General features: G+C 63.5%; 16 protein-coding genes. 10 read left to right on the forward strand and 6 right to left on the reverse strand.

The window, feature by feature from the left end:
- Window positions 1–147 precede the first annotated feature (147 nt).
- The 4 genes from LB554_RS05815 to LB554_RS05830 all read left to right on the forward strand — a co-directional run bounded on the left by LB554_RS05815 (window position 148) and on the right by LB554_RS05830 (window position 5921).
- On the forward strand, window positions 148–1017 hold the full coding sequence (locus tag LB554_RS05815) for an outer membrane protein assembly factor BamD (protein ID WP_015317218.1): 870 nt from the start codon (window positions 148–150) through the stop codon (window positions 1015–1017).
- A gap of 184 nt (window positions 1018–1201) precedes the next feature.
- Complete coding sequence (recN, locus tag LB554_RS05820) at window positions 1202–2875, forward strand: DNA repair protein RecN (protein ID WP_140714589.1); 1674 nt, start codon at window positions 1202–1204, stop codon at window positions 2873–2875.
- A gap of 152 nt (window positions 2876–3027) precedes the next feature.
- Window positions 3028–5232, forward strand: a complete 2205-nt coding sequence (gene ligA, locus LB554_RS05825; protein WP_224583507.1) for an NAD-dependent DNA ligase LigA — start codon at window positions 3028–3030, stop codon at window positions 5230–5232.
- Window positions 5229–5921 (forward strand): DUF2461 domain-containing protein, encoded by a 693-nt coding sequence (locus tag LB554_RS05830; RefSeq protein ID WP_224583509.1) that lies wholly within the window; start codon window positions 5229–5231, stop codon window positions 5919–5921. Before ligA ends, LB554_RS05830 begins: the two co-directional genes overlap by 4 nt.
- Before the next feature lie 26 nt (window positions 5922–5947).
- Here LB554_RS05830 and LB554_RS05835 read toward each other — a convergent pair whose 3' ends face one another.
- Window positions 5948–6706, reverse strand: coding sequence for an SDR family NAD(P)-dependent oxidoreductase (locus LB554_RS05835; protein ID WP_140615645.1), 759 nt, complete (start codon window positions 6704–6706; stop codon window positions 5948–5950).
- A 161-nt stretch (window positions 6707–6867) separates the two neighbouring features.
- Here LB554_RS05835 and LB554_RS05840 point away from each other — a divergent pair, with 161 nt between their 5' ends.
- Window positions 6868–7596, forward strand: a complete 729-nt coding sequence (locus LB554_RS05840) for an AzlC family ABC transporter permease (protein ID WP_140726132.1) — start codon at window positions 6868–6870, stop codon at window positions 7594–7596.
- A complete protein-coding gene (locus tag LB554_RS05845) occupies window positions 7593–7889 on the forward strand; it encodes an AzlD family protein (protein WP_023769676.1) in 297 nt (98 codons plus the stop codon). Before LB554_RS05840 ends, LB554_RS05845 begins: the two co-directional genes overlap by 4 nt.
- A gap of 135 nt (window positions 7890–8024) precedes the next feature.
- Here the strand turns inward: LB554_RS05845 and LB554_RS05850 are convergent, their stop codons facing one another.
- From LB554_RS05850 to LB554_RS05860, 3 genes are all read right to left on the reverse strand, one after another.
- Window positions 8025–9869, reverse strand: a complete 1845-nt coding sequence (locus tag LB554_RS05850) for an aminopeptidase P family protein (protein ID WP_224583511.1) — start codon at window positions 9867–9869, stop codon at window positions 8025–8027.
- A gap of 213 nt (window positions 9870–10082) precedes the next feature.
- On the reverse strand, window positions 10083–10955 hold the full coding sequence (locus LB554_RS05855; RefSeq protein WP_224583513.1) for a 50S ribosomal protein L11 methyltransferase: 873 nt from the start codon (window positions 10953–10955) through the stop codon (window positions 10083–10085).
- A gap of 11 nt (window positions 10956–10966) precedes the next feature.
- Window positions 10967–11545, reverse strand: a complete 579-nt coding sequence (locus tag LB554_RS05860; protein WP_015317227.1) for an SCO family protein — start codon at window positions 11543–11545, stop codon at window positions 10967–10969.
- 255 nt (window positions 11546–11800) lie between these two features.
- Here LB554_RS05860 and LB554_RS05865 point away from each other — a divergent pair, with 255 nt between their 5' ends.
- From LB554_RS05865 to LB554_RS05875, 3 genes are all read left to right on the forward strand, one after another.
- On the forward strand, window positions 11801–12295 hold the full coding sequence (locus LB554_RS05865) for a CreA family protein (RefSeq protein WP_224583515.1): 495 nt from the start codon (window positions 11801–11803) through the stop codon (window positions 12293–12295).
- An 83-nt stretch (window positions 12296–12378) separates the two neighbouring features.
- A complete protein-coding gene (locus LB554_RS05870; RefSeq protein WP_224583516.1) occupies window positions 12379–13020 on the forward strand; it encodes a DapH/DapD/GlmU-related protein in 642 nt (213 codons plus the stop codon).
- A gap of 258 nt (window positions 13021–13278) precedes the next feature.
- Window positions 13279–13722 carry a low affinity iron permease family protein gene (locus LB554_RS05875; RefSeq protein WP_181166289.1) on the forward strand — a complete coding sequence of 148 codons (444 nt, stop codon included), beginning with the start codon at window positions 13279–13281 and terminating at the stop codon, window positions 13720–13722.
- Between the two features lie 75 nt (window positions 13723–13797).
- Here the strand turns inward: LB554_RS05875 and LB554_RS05880 are convergent, their stop codons facing one another.
- Window positions 13798–14664: an SDR family NAD(P)-dependent oxidoreductase gene (locus LB554_RS05880; RefSeq protein ID WP_140615657.1), complete on the reverse strand. Its 867-nt coding sequence runs from the start codon at window positions 14662–14664 to the stop codon at window positions 13798–13800.
- Between the two features lie 134 nt (window positions 14665–14798).
- Between LB554_RS05880 and LB554_RS05885 the strand changes: the two genes are divergently transcribed.
- Window positions 14799–15080 carry a hypothetical protein gene (locus tag LB554_RS05885; protein ID WP_224583518.1) on the forward strand — a complete coding sequence of 94 codons (282 nt, stop codon included), beginning with the start codon at window positions 14799–14801 and terminating at the stop codon, window positions 15078–15080.
- 57 nt (window positions 15081–15137) lie between these two features.
- Here the strand turns inward: LB554_RS05885 and LB554_RS05890 are convergent, their stop codons facing one another.
- The gene (locus LB554_RS05890; RefSeq protein WP_224583520.1) at window positions 15138–15713 is read right to left on the reverse strand and encodes a TMEM175 family protein; all 576 of its coding nucleotides are present in this window, start codon (window positions 15711–15713) and stop codon (window positions 15138–15140) included.
- Window positions 15714–15925: the final 212 nt, after the last annotated feature.

Below are 15925 nucleotides of genomic sequence, written 5' to 3' on the forward strand. Positions count from 1 at the left end.
TGGCTGGACATAGCGTTGCCGGGCAAGGCGGTTATGGTTTATGGCTGCTGCCGTCGATTAGTGCATGTCGCTCAAAGGTGGGGACCAGTTTTGGGACAACTGCATGCAACGAGCATTAAAATAACGCCGAAAGGGCGCAATCCAATCATGTTCTTCAAGCGAGTCGGTCAATCGAAAGCGCCGCAGCGGTCTGTTTTCCTGGCGCTTTCGGTGGTTGTTCCATCGCTCTTTCTGGCGGCTTGCATGTCGTCGGAAAAAGACATCGACCTGTCGACCTATGTCGATCAGACCGAACCGGCCGACGTTCTCTACAATCAGGGCCTGGCCAATCTGAACGCCGGCCGCCTGGACGAGGCAAGCAAGAAATTCGACGCGGTCGACCGCCAGCACCCCTATTCGGAATGGGCCCGCAAATCGATGGTGATGGGCGCGTTCGCCGACTATCGAAAGGGCAGCTACGACGATGCGATCCAGTCTGCGAAGCGGTACCTGGCGCTCTATCCGTCCACGGATGACGCGGCCTATGCCCAGTATATCATTGGTCTGAGCTACTATCGCCAGATCAAGGATGTGACGCAGGACCAGAAGGAAGCACGCCAGACCCTGCAGACGATGCAGGACCTGGTGACGCGCTGGCCGACGTCGGAATATGTCGACGATGCCAAGGAAAAGATCCGCTTCGCCAACGACCAGCTCGCGGGCAAGGAAATGCAGATCGGCCGCTATTATCTGGAACGCCGCGAGTACATCGCCGCCGTCAAACGCTTCCGCACCGTGGTCGAAAACTATTCCAACACCCGCCATGTCGAGGAAGCGCTCGCGCGCCTTACCGAAAGCTATTACGCGTTGGGCTTGACCTCGGAGGCCCAGACGGCGGCCGCGGTGCTCGGTACCAACTATCCCGACAGTTCGTGGTACAAGGATTCCTACAAGCTGCTGCAGAGCAACGGGTTGGCGCCGCGTGAAAATGCCGGGTCGTGGATATCCAAGGCCGGGAAGCTGATCACCGGCGCCTGACCGCGGAGCCTCCGAGCGAAGCGCGCAGCGCGCTTTTTCGGATTGATCCGAAGCTCAAACAAAAAGATAGTGCGGCGCTGCGACTCCAACTGTCGGGTGCCGCTTTATCCTTTTGTTTTTCGTGCCTGTCGTTATCCCGAAACCGGGTCCACTTTTGGGCGGCATGCAATAGGTCCGGTTTCTCATGCTTTCCAGACTGTCGATCCGCGATATCGTCCTGATCGAAAAGCTGGACATCGACTTCCAGCCGGGCCTTTCCGTGCTGACCGGCGAAACCGGCGCCGGCAAGTCCATCCTGCTCGATGCCCTGTCGCTGGCGCTCGGCGCGCGCGGCGATGCCTCGCTGGTGCGCCACGGCGCGTCCCAGGGCCAGGTCATTGCCGTGTTCGATGTTCCGCGCAACCATCCGGTGCGCGCGCTGCTCGCCGAAAACGCCATCGAGGACGATGGCGACGTCATCCTGCGGCGTGTGCAGACGGCGGATGGCCGGACCCGTGTGTTCGTCAACGACCAGCCGTCCTCCGTGACGCTGATGCGCGATGTCGGCCGCGCCCTGGTCGAGATTCACGGCCAGCATGACGAGCGCGCCTTGGTCGATCCCGGCGCGCATCGCGATGTGCTCGATGCTTTCGGCGGCCATCTCGGCGCCGTCCGCTCGACCGGCGAGGCATGGCGGCACTGGCGCGCCGCCCAGCAGGAACTGACGCGCCATCGCGCCAAGGTGGAAGCCGCCGCGCGCGAAGCCGACTATCTGCGCGCCGCGGTTGCCGAACTGACCAAGCTCGATCCGCAGCCGGGCGAGGAAACCGAACTTGCCGAGCTGCGTGCCCACATGATGCGCGCCGAGAAGATCGCTTCCGAAATTCACGACGCGCAGGATGTGCTGTCGGGCCCGTCCTCGCCCTTGCCGCAACTGGCCAGCCTGCTGAGACGGCTGCAGCGCAAGGCGACGGAGGCGCCCGGCCTGCTCGAGGACGTGGTGAAGTCGCTGGACGAAGCCATGCTGTCTCTCGACGCGGCGCAGTCGGGCGTCGAGGCCGCGCTTCGTGCCACGGAGTATGATCCGCAGCGGCTGGAGAAAGCCGAGGAACGACTGTTTTCGCTGCGCGCGGCGTCACGCAAGCACAGCGTCGCCGTCGACGACCTGGCGCAGCTGCGCGACACGATGGTTGCCGATCTCGCCGATCTCGACGCCGGCGAAGAACGCCTGCACGGCTTGGAAAAGCAGGCGGCCGCCGCGCGCGAAGCCTATGACATCGCCGCCGCACAGCTGTCCTCGCTTCGCCATGCCGCGGCGGTCGGTCTGACCAAGGCGGTGATGGCCGAACTGCCGGCGCTGAAGCTCGAACGCGCGGCCTTTATCGTCGAGATGAAGAGCGAGGCCGAGGCGCGCATGGAAGAGGGCATCGACCAGATCGAGTTCTGGGTGCGCACCAATCCTGGCACGCGGCCCGGGCCGATGATGAAGGTTGCCTCCGGCGGCGAGCTTTCGCGCTTTCTCCTTGCGTTAAAGGTGGCGCTGGCCGACCGTGGCTCGGCGCCGACATTGGTTTTCGACGAAATCGACACCGGGGTGGGCGGCGCTGTCGCCGACGCCATCGGCCAGCGGCTGGCGCGGCTGTCGAAGCGCGTCCAGGTGCTTTCCGTCACCCATGCGCCGCAAGTGGCAGCGCGCGCGGCAACACATTTCCTGATCTCCAAATCGGGCAGCACCGACCGTGTCGCGACCGGAATTGCCGAGATGGACAGGACTGCGCGGCAGGAGGAGATCGCCCGCATGCTGGCTGGCGCCACGATCACCGACGAGGCGCGCGCCGCCGCCGAGCGGCTGCTGCGCGAGAATACAAACGCGGCATGAGACGATCCGGCGTCATGAGACGATCAGGCGTCATGGGGCGAGTCAGGATATGGCTCCATCCTGCTGTTCAGGAATGATCTTTTCCGAAAACCGGTTCCCACCTTTCAAGATCATGCTCTATTGTGGCGCGCCACCGTTCAGGGACAAAAAGCATGGCCGAAAAACCTGTCGATTCGCTCAGCGAAAGCGAGGCTGAAGCCGAACTCCAGCGCCTTGCCGAGGAGATCGCCGGTCATGACCGGCGCTACCATGCCGAGGACGCGCCCACGATCACGGACGCCGAGTATGACGCGCTGCGGCGGCGCAATCTTGCCATCGAGGAGCGCTTTCCCGGGCTGGTGCGTGAGGATTCGCCCTCGCTCAGGGTGGGTGCCGCCCCGGCGGAAGGCTTCACCAAGGTGCGCCATGCCGTGCCGATGCTCAGCCTCGCCAAGGCCTATACCGACGCCGACGTCACCGATTTCATCGAGCGCGGCCGGCGCTTCTTCGACCGCGACAAGGACCTCGACATTGCCTTCACCGCCGAACCGAAGATCGACGGGCTGTCGGCTTCGCTGCGTTACGAAAAGGGCGTGTTCGTGCAAGGCGCGACGCGCGGCGACGGCGCTGTCGGCGAGGACATCACCGCCAACCTCAGGACCATCGCCGACATTCCCGCCAAGCTGAAGGGTTCAGGCTGGCCCGAGACCATCGAGATCCGCGGCGAGGTCTATATGACCTATGCCGAATTCGAGGCGCTCAAGGCGCGCTCGGCGGCTGTGGGGGGCCAGGATTACGTCAATCCGCGCAACACGGCGGCCGGGTCGCTGCGCCAGAAGGATCCATCCGTCACCGCCAGCCGCAACCTCAAATTCTTTGCCTACGCGTGGGGTTACACGACGGCGGATCCGGCACCAACGCAGTATGAAGCGGTGCAGAGATTCGCCGATTGGGGCTTCAAGATCAGCCCGCTGATGGTGCGGGCGAAATCGGTCGAGGAACTGGTCGCGCATTATCACCTGATCGAGGAGCAACGCTCGTCGCTCGGCTATGACATAGACGGGGTCGTCTACAAGGTCGACCAGCTGGAGCTGCAGCGCCGCTGGGGTTTCGTCACCGGTGAGCCGCGCTGGGCCGTCGCGCACAAATTCCCGGCCGAACAGGCGATGACGACCGTGCAGAGGATCGACATCCAGGTCGGCCGAACCGGCACGCTGGCGCCGGTCGCGCGGCTTGCGCCGGTGACGGTCGGCGGCGTGGTGGTGGAGAACGTCACGCTGCACAATGAAGATTATATCAAGGGCCTGGACAGTACCGGCCAGCCGATCCGCGACGGCATCGACGTGCGCATCGGCGACACGGTGGTGATCCAGCGGGCAGGCGATGTCATCCCGCAGATCGTCAGCGTCGTCATCGACAAGCGTCCGCCCGATGCCGTGCCGTACGAATTCCCGCACTCTTGCCCGATCTGCGGCTCGCCGGCGACGCGCGAGATCAACGAGAAGACCGGCAAGGAGGATTCGCGCCGCCGCTGCACGGGCGAACTGATCTGCCCTGCGCAGGCCGTGGAGGGGCTGCGCCACTTCGTGTCGCGCGGCGCCCTGGATATCGAAGGCCTGGGCGCGGAGAACATCGACCTGTTTTTCAATGCGGGTTTGATCAAGACAGCCGCCGACATCTTCACGCTCAGGGAGCGCCGCCCCGCCGTGACCAAGGCGCTGGCCGAGCGGCGCGAGGAGCAGGCCAGGCAACGCGAGGCCGCATCCGGCAAGACCCGCAAGAATGTGCGCAGCGTCGAGGACCGCAATTACGAAGGCCTCGACAAATTGTTCGCGGCCATCGATTCGCGCCGCGAGCCGGAGCTCGACCGCTTCATCTTCGCGCTCGGCATCCGCCATATAGGCGAGACAACGGCCGCCGTGCTTGCGCGAACATTCTCGACCGTCGAGGAGCTTATCCGCGTCGGCAAGGAGACGGCGGCGGCGGAGGATCCGCATTCGGCCTTCCCGTCGATCAACGGCATTGGCGATACGGTGATCGATGCGCTGCGCGATTTCTTCGGCAATGAGCGCAATGACGAGGTGCTCGAGAAGTTGCTGCAACAGGTCAAGCCGAAGCCCTATATCGTCACCGTCTCGGCCGACAGCGAAGTCGCCGGCAAGACGATTGTCTTTACCGGTTCGCTGGAAAAGATGACCCGTTCCGAAGCCAAGGCGATGGCCGAACGTCTCGGCGCCAAGGTGGCCGGTTCGGTTTCGGCCAAGACCGATCTTTTGGTGGCGGGACCGGGTGCTGGCTCCAAGCTCAAGCTTGCCAGCGAACTCGGCGTCGAGGTCATAGACGAGGACACCTGGCTGCAGCGGGTCGGCAAGTCGTGACGGACGGGACGTTCAAAGGGTTTGGTCCGAAAGCCATTCCGTTCTTCAAGGCGCTGGATTTCCACCAGAGCCGCGAATGGTTTGCGGAGAACCGCGCGCTTTTCGACAGCGATCTGCATGGGCCGATCGGCGATCTGGTCGAGGTCCTTACGGAGCGGCTCGCAACGGCGGGGCTTGGTCTGTGCGGCGACCGCAAGAAATCGCTGTTCCGCATCAATCGCGACGTCCGCTTTGCCAAGGACAAACGTCCCTATAACAGGCATGTTTCGGCCATTCTGTCACCAGACGGCAGCAAGACAGGCCTGGGCGTCTTCTATGTGCATATCGGGCTCGAGCGCTGCTTTGCCGACGTGGCCTGGTGGAACCCTGAGCCGCCGCTCTTGCTGGCGATGCGCAGGGCGATCACCGATCGGCCCGGCGAATTCCGCAAGCTGCTTTCAACGTTGAAGAAAAACGGCCTTGAATTCGAAACCGAAGGCCGCATGAAGCGGGCGCCGCGCGGTTTTGAGCAGATCGCGGACGCCGATCTCGCGGAGGCCGTGCGCAACCGGCATTTCGTCGTCCAGCGTGTCATCGATCCGACCGAAATTCACGCGCCGGCGCTGGTCGACGAGCTTGTCGAGTTTACATTACGCGCCAAGCCGCTGCTCGACTGGGGCAGGGCGATCCAGGGCAAGGTGACCGGTTAGTTTTCCGATCCGTTGGACAGGGCGGGCTACATCCGCATCAGGAGACCCCCATCGACGGCCAGCTCTATTCCGGTGATGTAGCTTGCCGCGTCCGAAAGCAGGAAGAGCGCGGCGTTGGCCATGTCCTGCGGCGTGCCGATGCGGCCGAGCGGTGTGTAGTCGGCAACGGCGGCGCGCTTCTCCTCGGTGTCCCAGCGCGCCTGCAGCGGCGTCAGCGCCATGCCCGGGCAGATGGCGTTGGAGCGGATGCGCTCGCCGGCAAGCTGCATGGCCAGCGACTTCGACAGCGCGCAGACGCCGGCCTTCGACGCCTGGTAGGCATCCTGTGGCTTCGGATCGCCGCGATACCACTGGATGGTCGAGAAATGCACCATGGCGCCGCCACGCCCGCCGGCGCGCATTTGCGGAACAACCGCGCGCGCCGTGTGCACGAAGGATTTCAGGTTGATGTTGAAGACCTGGTCCCAGACGTCGAGGTCCATCTCGAGAGCCGACTTGTCGCGGCCGAACCAGAGCACGCCTGCGACATTGGCGAGATAGTCGATACCGCCGCGTTCGCGGCCCGCAGCGCCGATGGTCCGTTCAACAAAGCCGGCGTCGGTGAGGTCGCCCTGGGCGAAGGTCAGCCGGTCGTCATAGGCGGCGAGCGCTGTCGGGCGTGGCTTGACGTCGATGGCGGTGACCGACGCGCCGGCATCGAGCAGCGCCAGCGTGATCGCCTCGCCCATGCCGCCACCGGCCCCGGTGACGACTGCGTGCCTGCCGGTGAAATCATAAGCAATCATTAGAATCCCCCTCGTGTATTTCTGCCAAATGCCTGCCGGGCGACAATAGGATATCGCGTAAATCCTAACAGGGATCATTTCCGCTGATCGTTTGGCTCAAGCGAATTCGTGTGACAAGCCGGGCAGTGCTTCCTACATCAGCCCTCTGATCGGGGAGAGACATGTCGGCGCAAGCAATTTCCGAGAACGGCGCGAAAAGCGATTTCTGGCAAGGCGTACGGCTCTCCATGCCGGTCGTGGTGGCGGCGGCGCCGTTCGGGCTGCTGTTCGGCGCGATCGCCGTCGACAACGGCTTTTCCGTTTTCGAAGCCTTCCTGATGAGCGCGCTGATCTTCGGCGGCGCCAGCCAGATGGTCGGCATAGAACTGTTCGGCCAGCATGTCGCGCCGTGGCTGATCGTGCTGTCGATCTTCGCCGTCAATTTCCGCCACGTGCTCTATTCCGCCGGCATTGGCCGGCGCATCGCGCACTGGTCCGGGGTGCAGCAGGCGCTCGGTTTCTTCATCCTCACCGATCCGCAATTCGCCGTCGCCGAGGCCAGGGCCCAGTCGGGCCAGACCGTCGGCTTTGCCTGGTATCTGGGACTTGGGCTGCCGGTCTATGTATTCTGGACCATCGAAAGCGCGCTCGGCGCGCTGTTTGGAAAGCTCATTCCCGATCCCCATGCCCTGGGCATCGATTTCCTGCTGCCGATCTATTTCCTTGGCCTCGTGATGGGCTTCCGCAAGCGGCCGCTGTGGCTGCCGGTGGTCGTCGCCAGTGCCTGCGCCTCGATCATCGCCTACAAGACAGTGGGTTCGCCCTGGCACGTTTCGATCGGCGCCATCGCCGGTGTGTTGCTCGCCGTCGTCCTGCCGCCGCATCACAGCGGTGTGGAGACAAGGCCATGAGCACGACCTTCTGGATCATCATCGCCGGCGCCATCGCCACCTATCTCACCCGTATTGGCGGGCATCTGGTCATCTCGCGTTTCGATCACATCCATCCGCGGGTCGAGGCCGGGCTCAACGCCGTGCCTGCGGCGGTGCTGACGACGCTGGTGGCGCCGGCGGCGCTCGGCGCAGGCCCGGCGGAGTGGGCAGCGCTGGTCGTCTCCGCGCTGGTGGCGCTGCGTGGCGGGCTGATGGCGATGTTTCTGGCGGGCGCGGCGGTGTTGATCGTAGCGCGGCAGTTCGTCGGGTAGGGCGTATCGATATCCAGGTGATTCCGGCCCGCAGACGGCTGATAGCTGCGCTTCGGTGCTCCAATCCGGTTCTCCGTATCAACCGTTTTCGAACCGGTCTGGCCTGAACCTCGAGCCCTTCAGCGCTTCAGAAAATCAAATCTTCGCATCGTGCGGCAGCGGTGCCGTTGCCTTTTCGAGCCAGGCCAGCGTTTCGCCGTCGAGCATCGGACCGATCTCGGCCAGCACGCGGGCGTGGTAAGAGTCGAGCCAGTGCAATTCGTCTCGCGTCAGCAGATCCGATCGCACCAGCCTGACGTCGATCGGGGCCAGCGTCAGCGTCTCGAAACCGTGCATGGCGATGTCGCCGCCCTCGATCTGTTCGGCCGGCGTCACCAGGATGAGGTTCTCGATGCGGATGCCGTAGGCGCCTTCCTTGTAGTAGCCGGGCTCGTTCGACAGCATCATGCCTTCGAGCAGCTTTTCGGTGCCGGTGCGGGCGATGCGCTGCGGACCCTCATGGACGGCCAGGTATGAGCCGACACCGTGGCCGGTGCCATGGGCGAAGTCGCAGCCATGCCTCCACAGCGCCATGCGGGCGACGGCGTCGATCTCCGAGCCGCGCGTGCCGGCGGGGAAGCGCAGCGTGGAAATGCCGATCATGCCTTTGAGCACCAGCGTGAAGCGCTCGCGCATCTCTTCGGTCGGCTGGCCGATCGGCACGGTGCGGGTGATGTCTGTCGTGCCGTCCTGGTATTGCGCGCCGGAATCGAGCAGGAACAGCTCACCGGCCTGGAGCTTGCGGCTGGTGGCGCGCGAGACGCGGTAATGCATGATGGCGCCGTTCGGGCCGGCGCCCGAAATGGTGTCGAAAGAGACGTCGCGCAGCGGCATCTGCGTTTCCTCGCCGGTCTGCCGGCGGGTTTCTTCGAGCCTGGTGACAACCGCGATTTCGTCGAGTGAGCCGGGTTTCTGGCGCTCCAGCCAGCACAACAGCTTGGCCACCGCCGCGCCGTCGCGGCGATGCGCGGCGCGCGAGCCGTTGATCTCGGCCTGGTTCTTGGTGGCGCGCGGAATGCGGGCAGGGTCGGGCGCGGCAATCACCGTGCCGCCATTGTCCTCGACCAGCATGCGCAGCCGGTCGGCGGCCAGCACCGGATCGAGCGCGATTTTCGCGCCGCTTTTCGCAAGTGCGGCGATCGCCGCTTCGAACTCGCCGGGCTCATGCGGATCGGCGAGCTGGGTGAGGTAGGCCGCCACCTGGCGCGAGAACTTGCGCCGATCGATGAAAAGCTGGTGCGACCCGTCGGCGGCGAGTATGGCGAAGCCGAGCGCCAGCGGCGTGTGCGGCACGTCACCGCCACGGATGTTGAAGGCCCAGGCGATGGATGATGGGTCGGTCAGCACCGCATGGGTGGCGCCGTCCTTGCCGATCGCCGTCGCCAGCCGCGCCAGCTTGTCCTTGGCGAGTTCGCCGGCAAAGCCGATCGGATGAAGCTCGATCGGGGTCACGGGTGCGGCGGGCTGATCCTTCCAGATGATGTCGATCGGGTTCCTGTCGAGCGGCACCAGCACCGCGCCGGTCTTGTCGGCGGAGGCCTGCAGCGCCTTGACCTCGCCGATGGTGTGCAGCCAGGGATCGAAGCCCAGCCGCGCCCCCTTGCCGATGTTGTCCTTGAGCCAGACGGCGGGCGGATTGTCGACCAGGCTTTCGATCGAAAAGATGCCGAGATCGACCTCATTGCGCACCTGCAGCGTGTAGCGCCCGTCGACAAAGACGAAGGCACGGTCGCGCAGCACGATGGCGACGCCGGCCGAGCCGCTGAAGCCGGTCAGCCATTTCAGCCGTGCCGACCGGTCGGCGACGTATTCGCCCTGGTGCTCGTCAGCGCGCGGAACGATGAAGCCATCGAGGCCATTGGCGCCCAGCCACTGGCGCAGCAGCGCCACGCGCGGTTTGCCGACTGCCGGGTCGCCCGTGGAATCGAAGCTCTGGAACATGATGGGGCCTCCTTGGGATCCGCGCGACCGTAACCTATGGGCCTGGAAAGCGGAATCGATTTCCGGCTGGTGCAAACTGCTACAGCGTCCGCCGGGTGACAACCAAATGAGGCTGGTCCAGCCATGGATGAAGGGGCGGCGGCATTCTCTTGCCGACACGCATCGAAGTCCAGCAACCGGGACCGTTGAGGGCCGGCAACCGCCTTGCCGGCCTCAATGCTTGAGATGGATCGTCACCCAGCCTTCGCGGTGCAACGTACTGACATGGCGGAAATTCTGGCCGACATAGGCCGAGATCACAGCGGCGCGCTGGCGGTCGAGAATGCCTGACAGCACGATCGAGCCGCCAAGCGTGACATGCCCTGCCATTTGCGGTGCCAGCCGCATCAGCGGCCGCGCCAATATGTTGGCGACGATGAGGTCGAAGGGCGCGCGCCTGGCAAAGATCGGGTGGTGAAAGCCAGGCGCGGTCACCGTCTCGATCAGGCCTTTGACGTGATTCAGACGCGCATTGGCGGCGGCGACCTTGACCGCGACCGGATCGATGTCGGTGGCCAGCACCGGAATATGTGCCAGCTTGGCGACGGCGATCGCCAGCACCGCACTGCCGGTACCGAGGTCGAGCGCGTTGCGCGGGTGCTCGCGCCGCACGACTTTCTCCAGCATTTCGAGGCAGCCCGCGGTGGTGCCATGATGGCCGGTGCCGAAGGCAAGGCCCGCCTCGATCTCGATGGCGAGTTCGCCGCTGTGGCGCTTCCTGCTGTCATGCGCGCCGTGGACGAAGAAACGGCCGGCGCGCACCGGCTTCAACCCTTCCAGGGACCGTGCCACCCAGTCGATGTCGGGCAGCGCTTCGCGCTGGACCGGTCTCGACAAAGCGAGGCCGGCGAGAACATCCTTCAGCCGCGCCTCGACCGCTTCGACGTCGCCATCGGCGTAGAGCGAGACCTCGTGGATGTCGGCCTCTTCATCGACCTCCAGCACGGCGATCGGCAGGCCCTCATCCTCGAAGGCCGTTTCGAGCGCCGCGAAGATGCGCTCGGCCTCGATCTTTCCGGTGGTGAAATGGAGCCGCGTCTGGGTCATGTGAATTCTTGTCAGCCCTTCGCGGCGAGGCGCTTCAGCTTCTCCACGGCGGTGCTGGCATTCTCGCCATAGGCGATCGTGCCCGCGAAGTCGCCCTTGGCGTTGAGCAGCAGGACCGAGGCGGTGTGGTCCATGGTGTAGTCGCCGTCGCCGGTATCGACCTTCTTCCAATAGATGCCGAACGCCTTGGCCATGGCATGGACCTTGTCCGGATCGCCGGTAATGCCGGTGATGCGGTCGGAGAAATTGCTGACATAGGCGTTCATCACCGGCGGCGTATCGCGCTCCGGATCGACCGATACGAAATAGGCATGCAGGTTCTTGCCGTCGTCGCCGAGCGTCTTCAGCCAGCCGGAGAGTTCGAACAGCGTGGTCGGGCAAACTTCGGGGCAGTGGGTGAAGCCGAAGAAGACGACGCTGGGCTGGCCCCGGAAAGCGGCTTCGGTGATCGGTGCGCCTTTCTGGTCGACCAGGGTAAAGGGCGCGCCGAACGGTTCGCCGCCATAGTGACCGCGATACCAGTCGAAAGTCAGCCAGCCGATGCCGGCCGCCATCAGAACGAGAATGCCGACCAGGATAGAACGCATCATCAAAAAAGTCCGTCCGTAATGTCACGGTGCGCCGGCCAAAACCATGCACCCGTTGTCGGCCACAGTCTTAGCGGTTCGACGGGGTACACGCAAAGATGCCGCGTTGACGCAACCGGCTGTGGCGGATGCCTGCGGTTTGATCCGACCTTCCGGCTTGCAATGTGCCAGCCTTGGCCCCACCTGAGACCCCGGCAACTCGAACCGCAGGAGGATTCTTTGCCGGGATTGACTGGGCCAGGATTGATAGGACGAGGCTTGATTGGGCGAAAACTGATCGGCGGTGCCTTGGCCGCGTGTGTCGTGCTTGCCGCCGGTAGCGCCACCGCCGAGGAAGTCGGCAAGGTCGGCGTCGACTGGATCGGCAACGACATCATCGTCGAGGCGATCAAGGATCCGAAAGTGGAGGGCGTGACCTGCCACGTTTCCTATTTCGATCGCAGCGTCATCGACCGCTTGCACAAGGGCAACTGGTTCGAGGATCCCAGTGATTCCTCGATCTCCTGCCGTCAGACCGGTCCGATCACTATCGGGGATATTGATACGAGCGAAGGCGGCGAGGAGGTTTTCAAGCAAGGCATCAGCCTGATCTGGAAGAAGCAGGTGGTGAACCGCATCTACGACAAGGCCAACGAGACCCTGATCTATCTGTCGCATTCACGCCAAGTCCAGAACGGCTCGGCCAAGATGTCGGTTACGACGGTGCCGCTCTATGGCCAGAATGTGCTGTGGAGCAACGGCAAGCCGAAATAGGCGGGTCGAACTCTACCCTGTCCGTTCCGACTGACGATTCGCGCCGCTTGCGGGACCAATCGCTCTGACGTAAAGCCGCCGGCATGGACCGTTCTGAAGATCTCGTTGCGAAAGATCCCGAGCCGCGCATTCATCCAACCGCTGAGATGAAGGGCTGCAAGCTTGGCCGCTACGCCGCGATCGGCGAACGCGTCGTGCTGCGCGAGGTCATCGTCGGCGATTTCTCCTATTTCGAACGCCATGCCGAGGCGATCTATACGACGATCGGCAAATTTTGCTCGATCGCCGCCAACAGCCGCATCAATGCGCTGGAGCATCCGATCGAGCGGCTGACCCAGCACAAGGTCAGCTACCGGCCGAACGAGTATTTCCGCTGGCTGGGCGTCGATGCCGCGTTCCGCGACCGGCGGCGGTCGAAGGCCGTGACCATCGGCCATGATGTGTGGATCGGCCATGGCGCGGTCATCTTGCCTGGGATCGCCATTGGCAATGGCGCCGTCGTCGGCGCCAATGCGGTGGTGACGCGGGACGTGCCGTCCTACACGATCGTTGCCGGCGTGCCGGCGAAGCCGCTCAAGCAGCGCTTTGCCCCTGAAATAGCGGCACGCATCGAAGCTCTCGCCTGGTGGGACTGGCCCGTCGAGAAACTCGCCAGGGCGGTTCCCGACATGCAGGCAATGCCGATCGAGGCTTTCCTCGACCGCTGGGAAAACGACGCCGTCTGACGGAATGAAACCCCTTCCGCCATGCGGGGGTGGCGCAGCGGAAGGGGCTGGAGGTAAACCGCTGTGAAGCGGAAGGAACAGGCTCTTTGCCTGCACGGCTACAATGACCTTAAACCGATAAGGTGTGTTTTGTTCCAGATGCGCGCTTTGCGTGCATTCGATTGCGTGGGTCGTATTTTTTACCGGCGGGAACCCGAAATGGCTGCTGGTTGTTTCTTCCGGCGGACCGCATGACGCGGCGCTGTTTTGAGGGACCACATGATCGAGAAGCTTTTCACCAAATTCGCCAACCAGATTGCCCATCTCACCGGACTGCCGCTGACATTTGCGGTGTGTTGCCTGATCGTTATCGTCTGGGCGGTGAGCGGGCCGTTCTTCAATTTTTCCGACACCTGGCAGTTGGTGATCAACACCGGAACCACGATCATCACCTTCCTGATGGTGTTTCTCATCCAAAACACCCAGAATCGGGACGGCGCCGCGATCCAGGCCAAGCTCGACGAGTTGATACGGGTCAGCGAGGCCAAAAACACCTTCATCGGCATCGAGCACCTGACTGAAGCCGAGGTCCAGGAGATCCGCGCCAAATGCGAGGTCGCGGCGAAGCGGCATGACGACAAAGTCGCGACCATGGCCGCAAAGAAAGTCGTGGCGGCAAAACGCAAACCGAAAAAAGAGGTAGCACGAAGCGCCGGCGGCTGAACCCGCGGTCAATCTCGAGTGTTCCGCCGGTGTTCGAGTTATGTGATCCGCACAGCGGCCATGTTCGGGACATGCTCATCGCTTCATGAACGCTGCGAATGCATCCTTGTGGCCGGGGTGCCAGCGCGACAGGGCAGGGCGGTTTTCGATGATGTCGCCGATCGCCCAGGCCATGCGCTTTTCGTCCATGGGTCGCGCCGTCTCATTGTCGGGACACAGGATATAGAAGTCGCCCCCGACCAGCGATTCCAGCATGAAATCGATCACCTGTTCGCCCGTCCACGCTCCCGCCGGCTTTTCGGTCGCGCCCTCGGTCAGGCCGGTATAGGTGAAGCCGGGGATGAGCAGATGCGCCGACAGGCGGGCGCCGGGTTCATTGCGCAGCGCATGCGCCAAGCCCTCGGTAAAGGTTTTCACGCCAGCCTTGGAAACGTTGTAGGCGAGGTTGCCAGGCGGTGTGGTGATGCCTTGCTTGGAGCCGGTGTTGACGATCAGGCCCGGCTTGGCCGACGCCAGCATGCGCGGCGCGAAAGCTTCGACGCCATGCACCACGCCCCAGAAATTGATGTCGAGCAGCCGCTTCCAGCCGTCGCGGTTTTCCCAGGGCTTTCCGGGGTTGTCGCCGACACCGGCATTGTTCATCAGCAGCGAGACCTCGCCGAAGGCGCCGAATGCCCGGTCGGCGAGGCGATCGACCTCATCGGCCTTCGAAACGTCCGATGCGACGGCAAGCACGGCGTCGTCACCGGCAATCGCGGAGACGGCCCGCGCGGCATCGTCGAGGCGCGGCCCGCCAATGTCGGCCAGCACGATCTTCATGCCCATCAGCGCCAGCCGTTTGGCCGCGGCAAGGCCGATGCCGCTGGCGGCGCCGGTGATGACGGCGGTGTTGCCAGGGGCAAGCGCTGGCAGGGCGGTCTGGATCTCGGTGTCGGCGATCATCGGCGATGGTTTCCTTTTTTGATGGCGCCGAACTTAGCGCCGGAACGGGCCTGCGCAAGCCTCCGTCGGGCTTGTCGGGTTGACCGGCCCGGTCGGGGCTGCGCATGCTACGACGCCAAAAAGGAGATTTCCGATTGACGGATTGGGTTGCAATTCTGAAGGAACAGACCGCCACCGGCGACCGGATGGGGCGCGAGGTGCCGCAGATGCTGGCCAACCCCGATATCAGCGAAGCCCAGCTGAAGACTCTGTTTTCGGCGCTCGAGCAACAGGCCGAGTTCGTCGAGAAACTGCGCATGGCGCTGGAAAAGTTCGGCCATGATTTCTCGATCATCAAGGTGGCGGAGCGGCTGGAAGAGCGCTACGCCGATCTGGCCGCTTCCGTGGCGGAAAAGCTGAAGGCGATGCGCGGTTAGGCAATTCCACGAAACGTGTGAAGCGGTTTGCCCTGCCGGATTGCGTCAGGCAGATGGCTATTTTTCGATCACCCGCGCAAAGCGCGTGTCCGGCACCAGCCAGATCAGGGCGACGGCGACATAGAGCGCCACGCCGATCCACCGGTCGAGGAAGGTCAGCCCAACGGCCGCTATGTAGACGGCGAGCGAAATCCTTCCCTTGCGATCGCGGCCGATTGCCTTGGCGAATGCGGTGTCCGGCCCATGCAGCCGATGCAGCGCAATGACCAGGATGCTGTAGGCGGTCGCACACATTACAAGGTCAAAACCATAGACCGCGACCGGAGCCGCGGCGAAATGGTTCTCGCCCATGAAGGCGGTCGTCACCGGCATCAGGGACAACCAGAACAGCAGATGCAGGTTCGCCCACAGCACGCGGCCGTCGACACGCTGCACGGTATGGAACATGTTGTGCAGATTGTTCCAGTAGATGCCGACATTGATGAACGAAAGCACGTAGCACAGGAAGACCGGCCACTGCGGCAGCAGCGCCGAAAAATCCTCGCCTTCCGGAACCTTCAAGTCCAGCACCATGATGGTGATGATGATCGCCACCACGCCGTCGGTGAATGCCTCGACCCTGCCCTTGCCCATGATCACCACCTCGGTCCGCGACGAATTGCCGAAAGATAGTAACTCGTTAGCGGATGTTGGCATGCCGATAAACGGCGTACGCAAAATTCCTCAACTATATCAGGGGAAACTTCCACCCGGATCGGTGATCGTGGTGATTGGCCTTGGTAACTTGTTGACTTTTCCCTGCCCAGCCTCTCCCCTTGCGATGCAGTCCCGGCCGAAGCAGTCGA

Source organism: Mesorhizobium sp. CO1-1-11 (genome assembly GCF_020164995.1).
Classification (GTDB): domain Bacteria; phylum Pseudomonadota; class Alphaproteobacteria; order Rhizobiales; family Rhizobiaceae; genus Mesorhizobium; species Mesorhizobium australicum.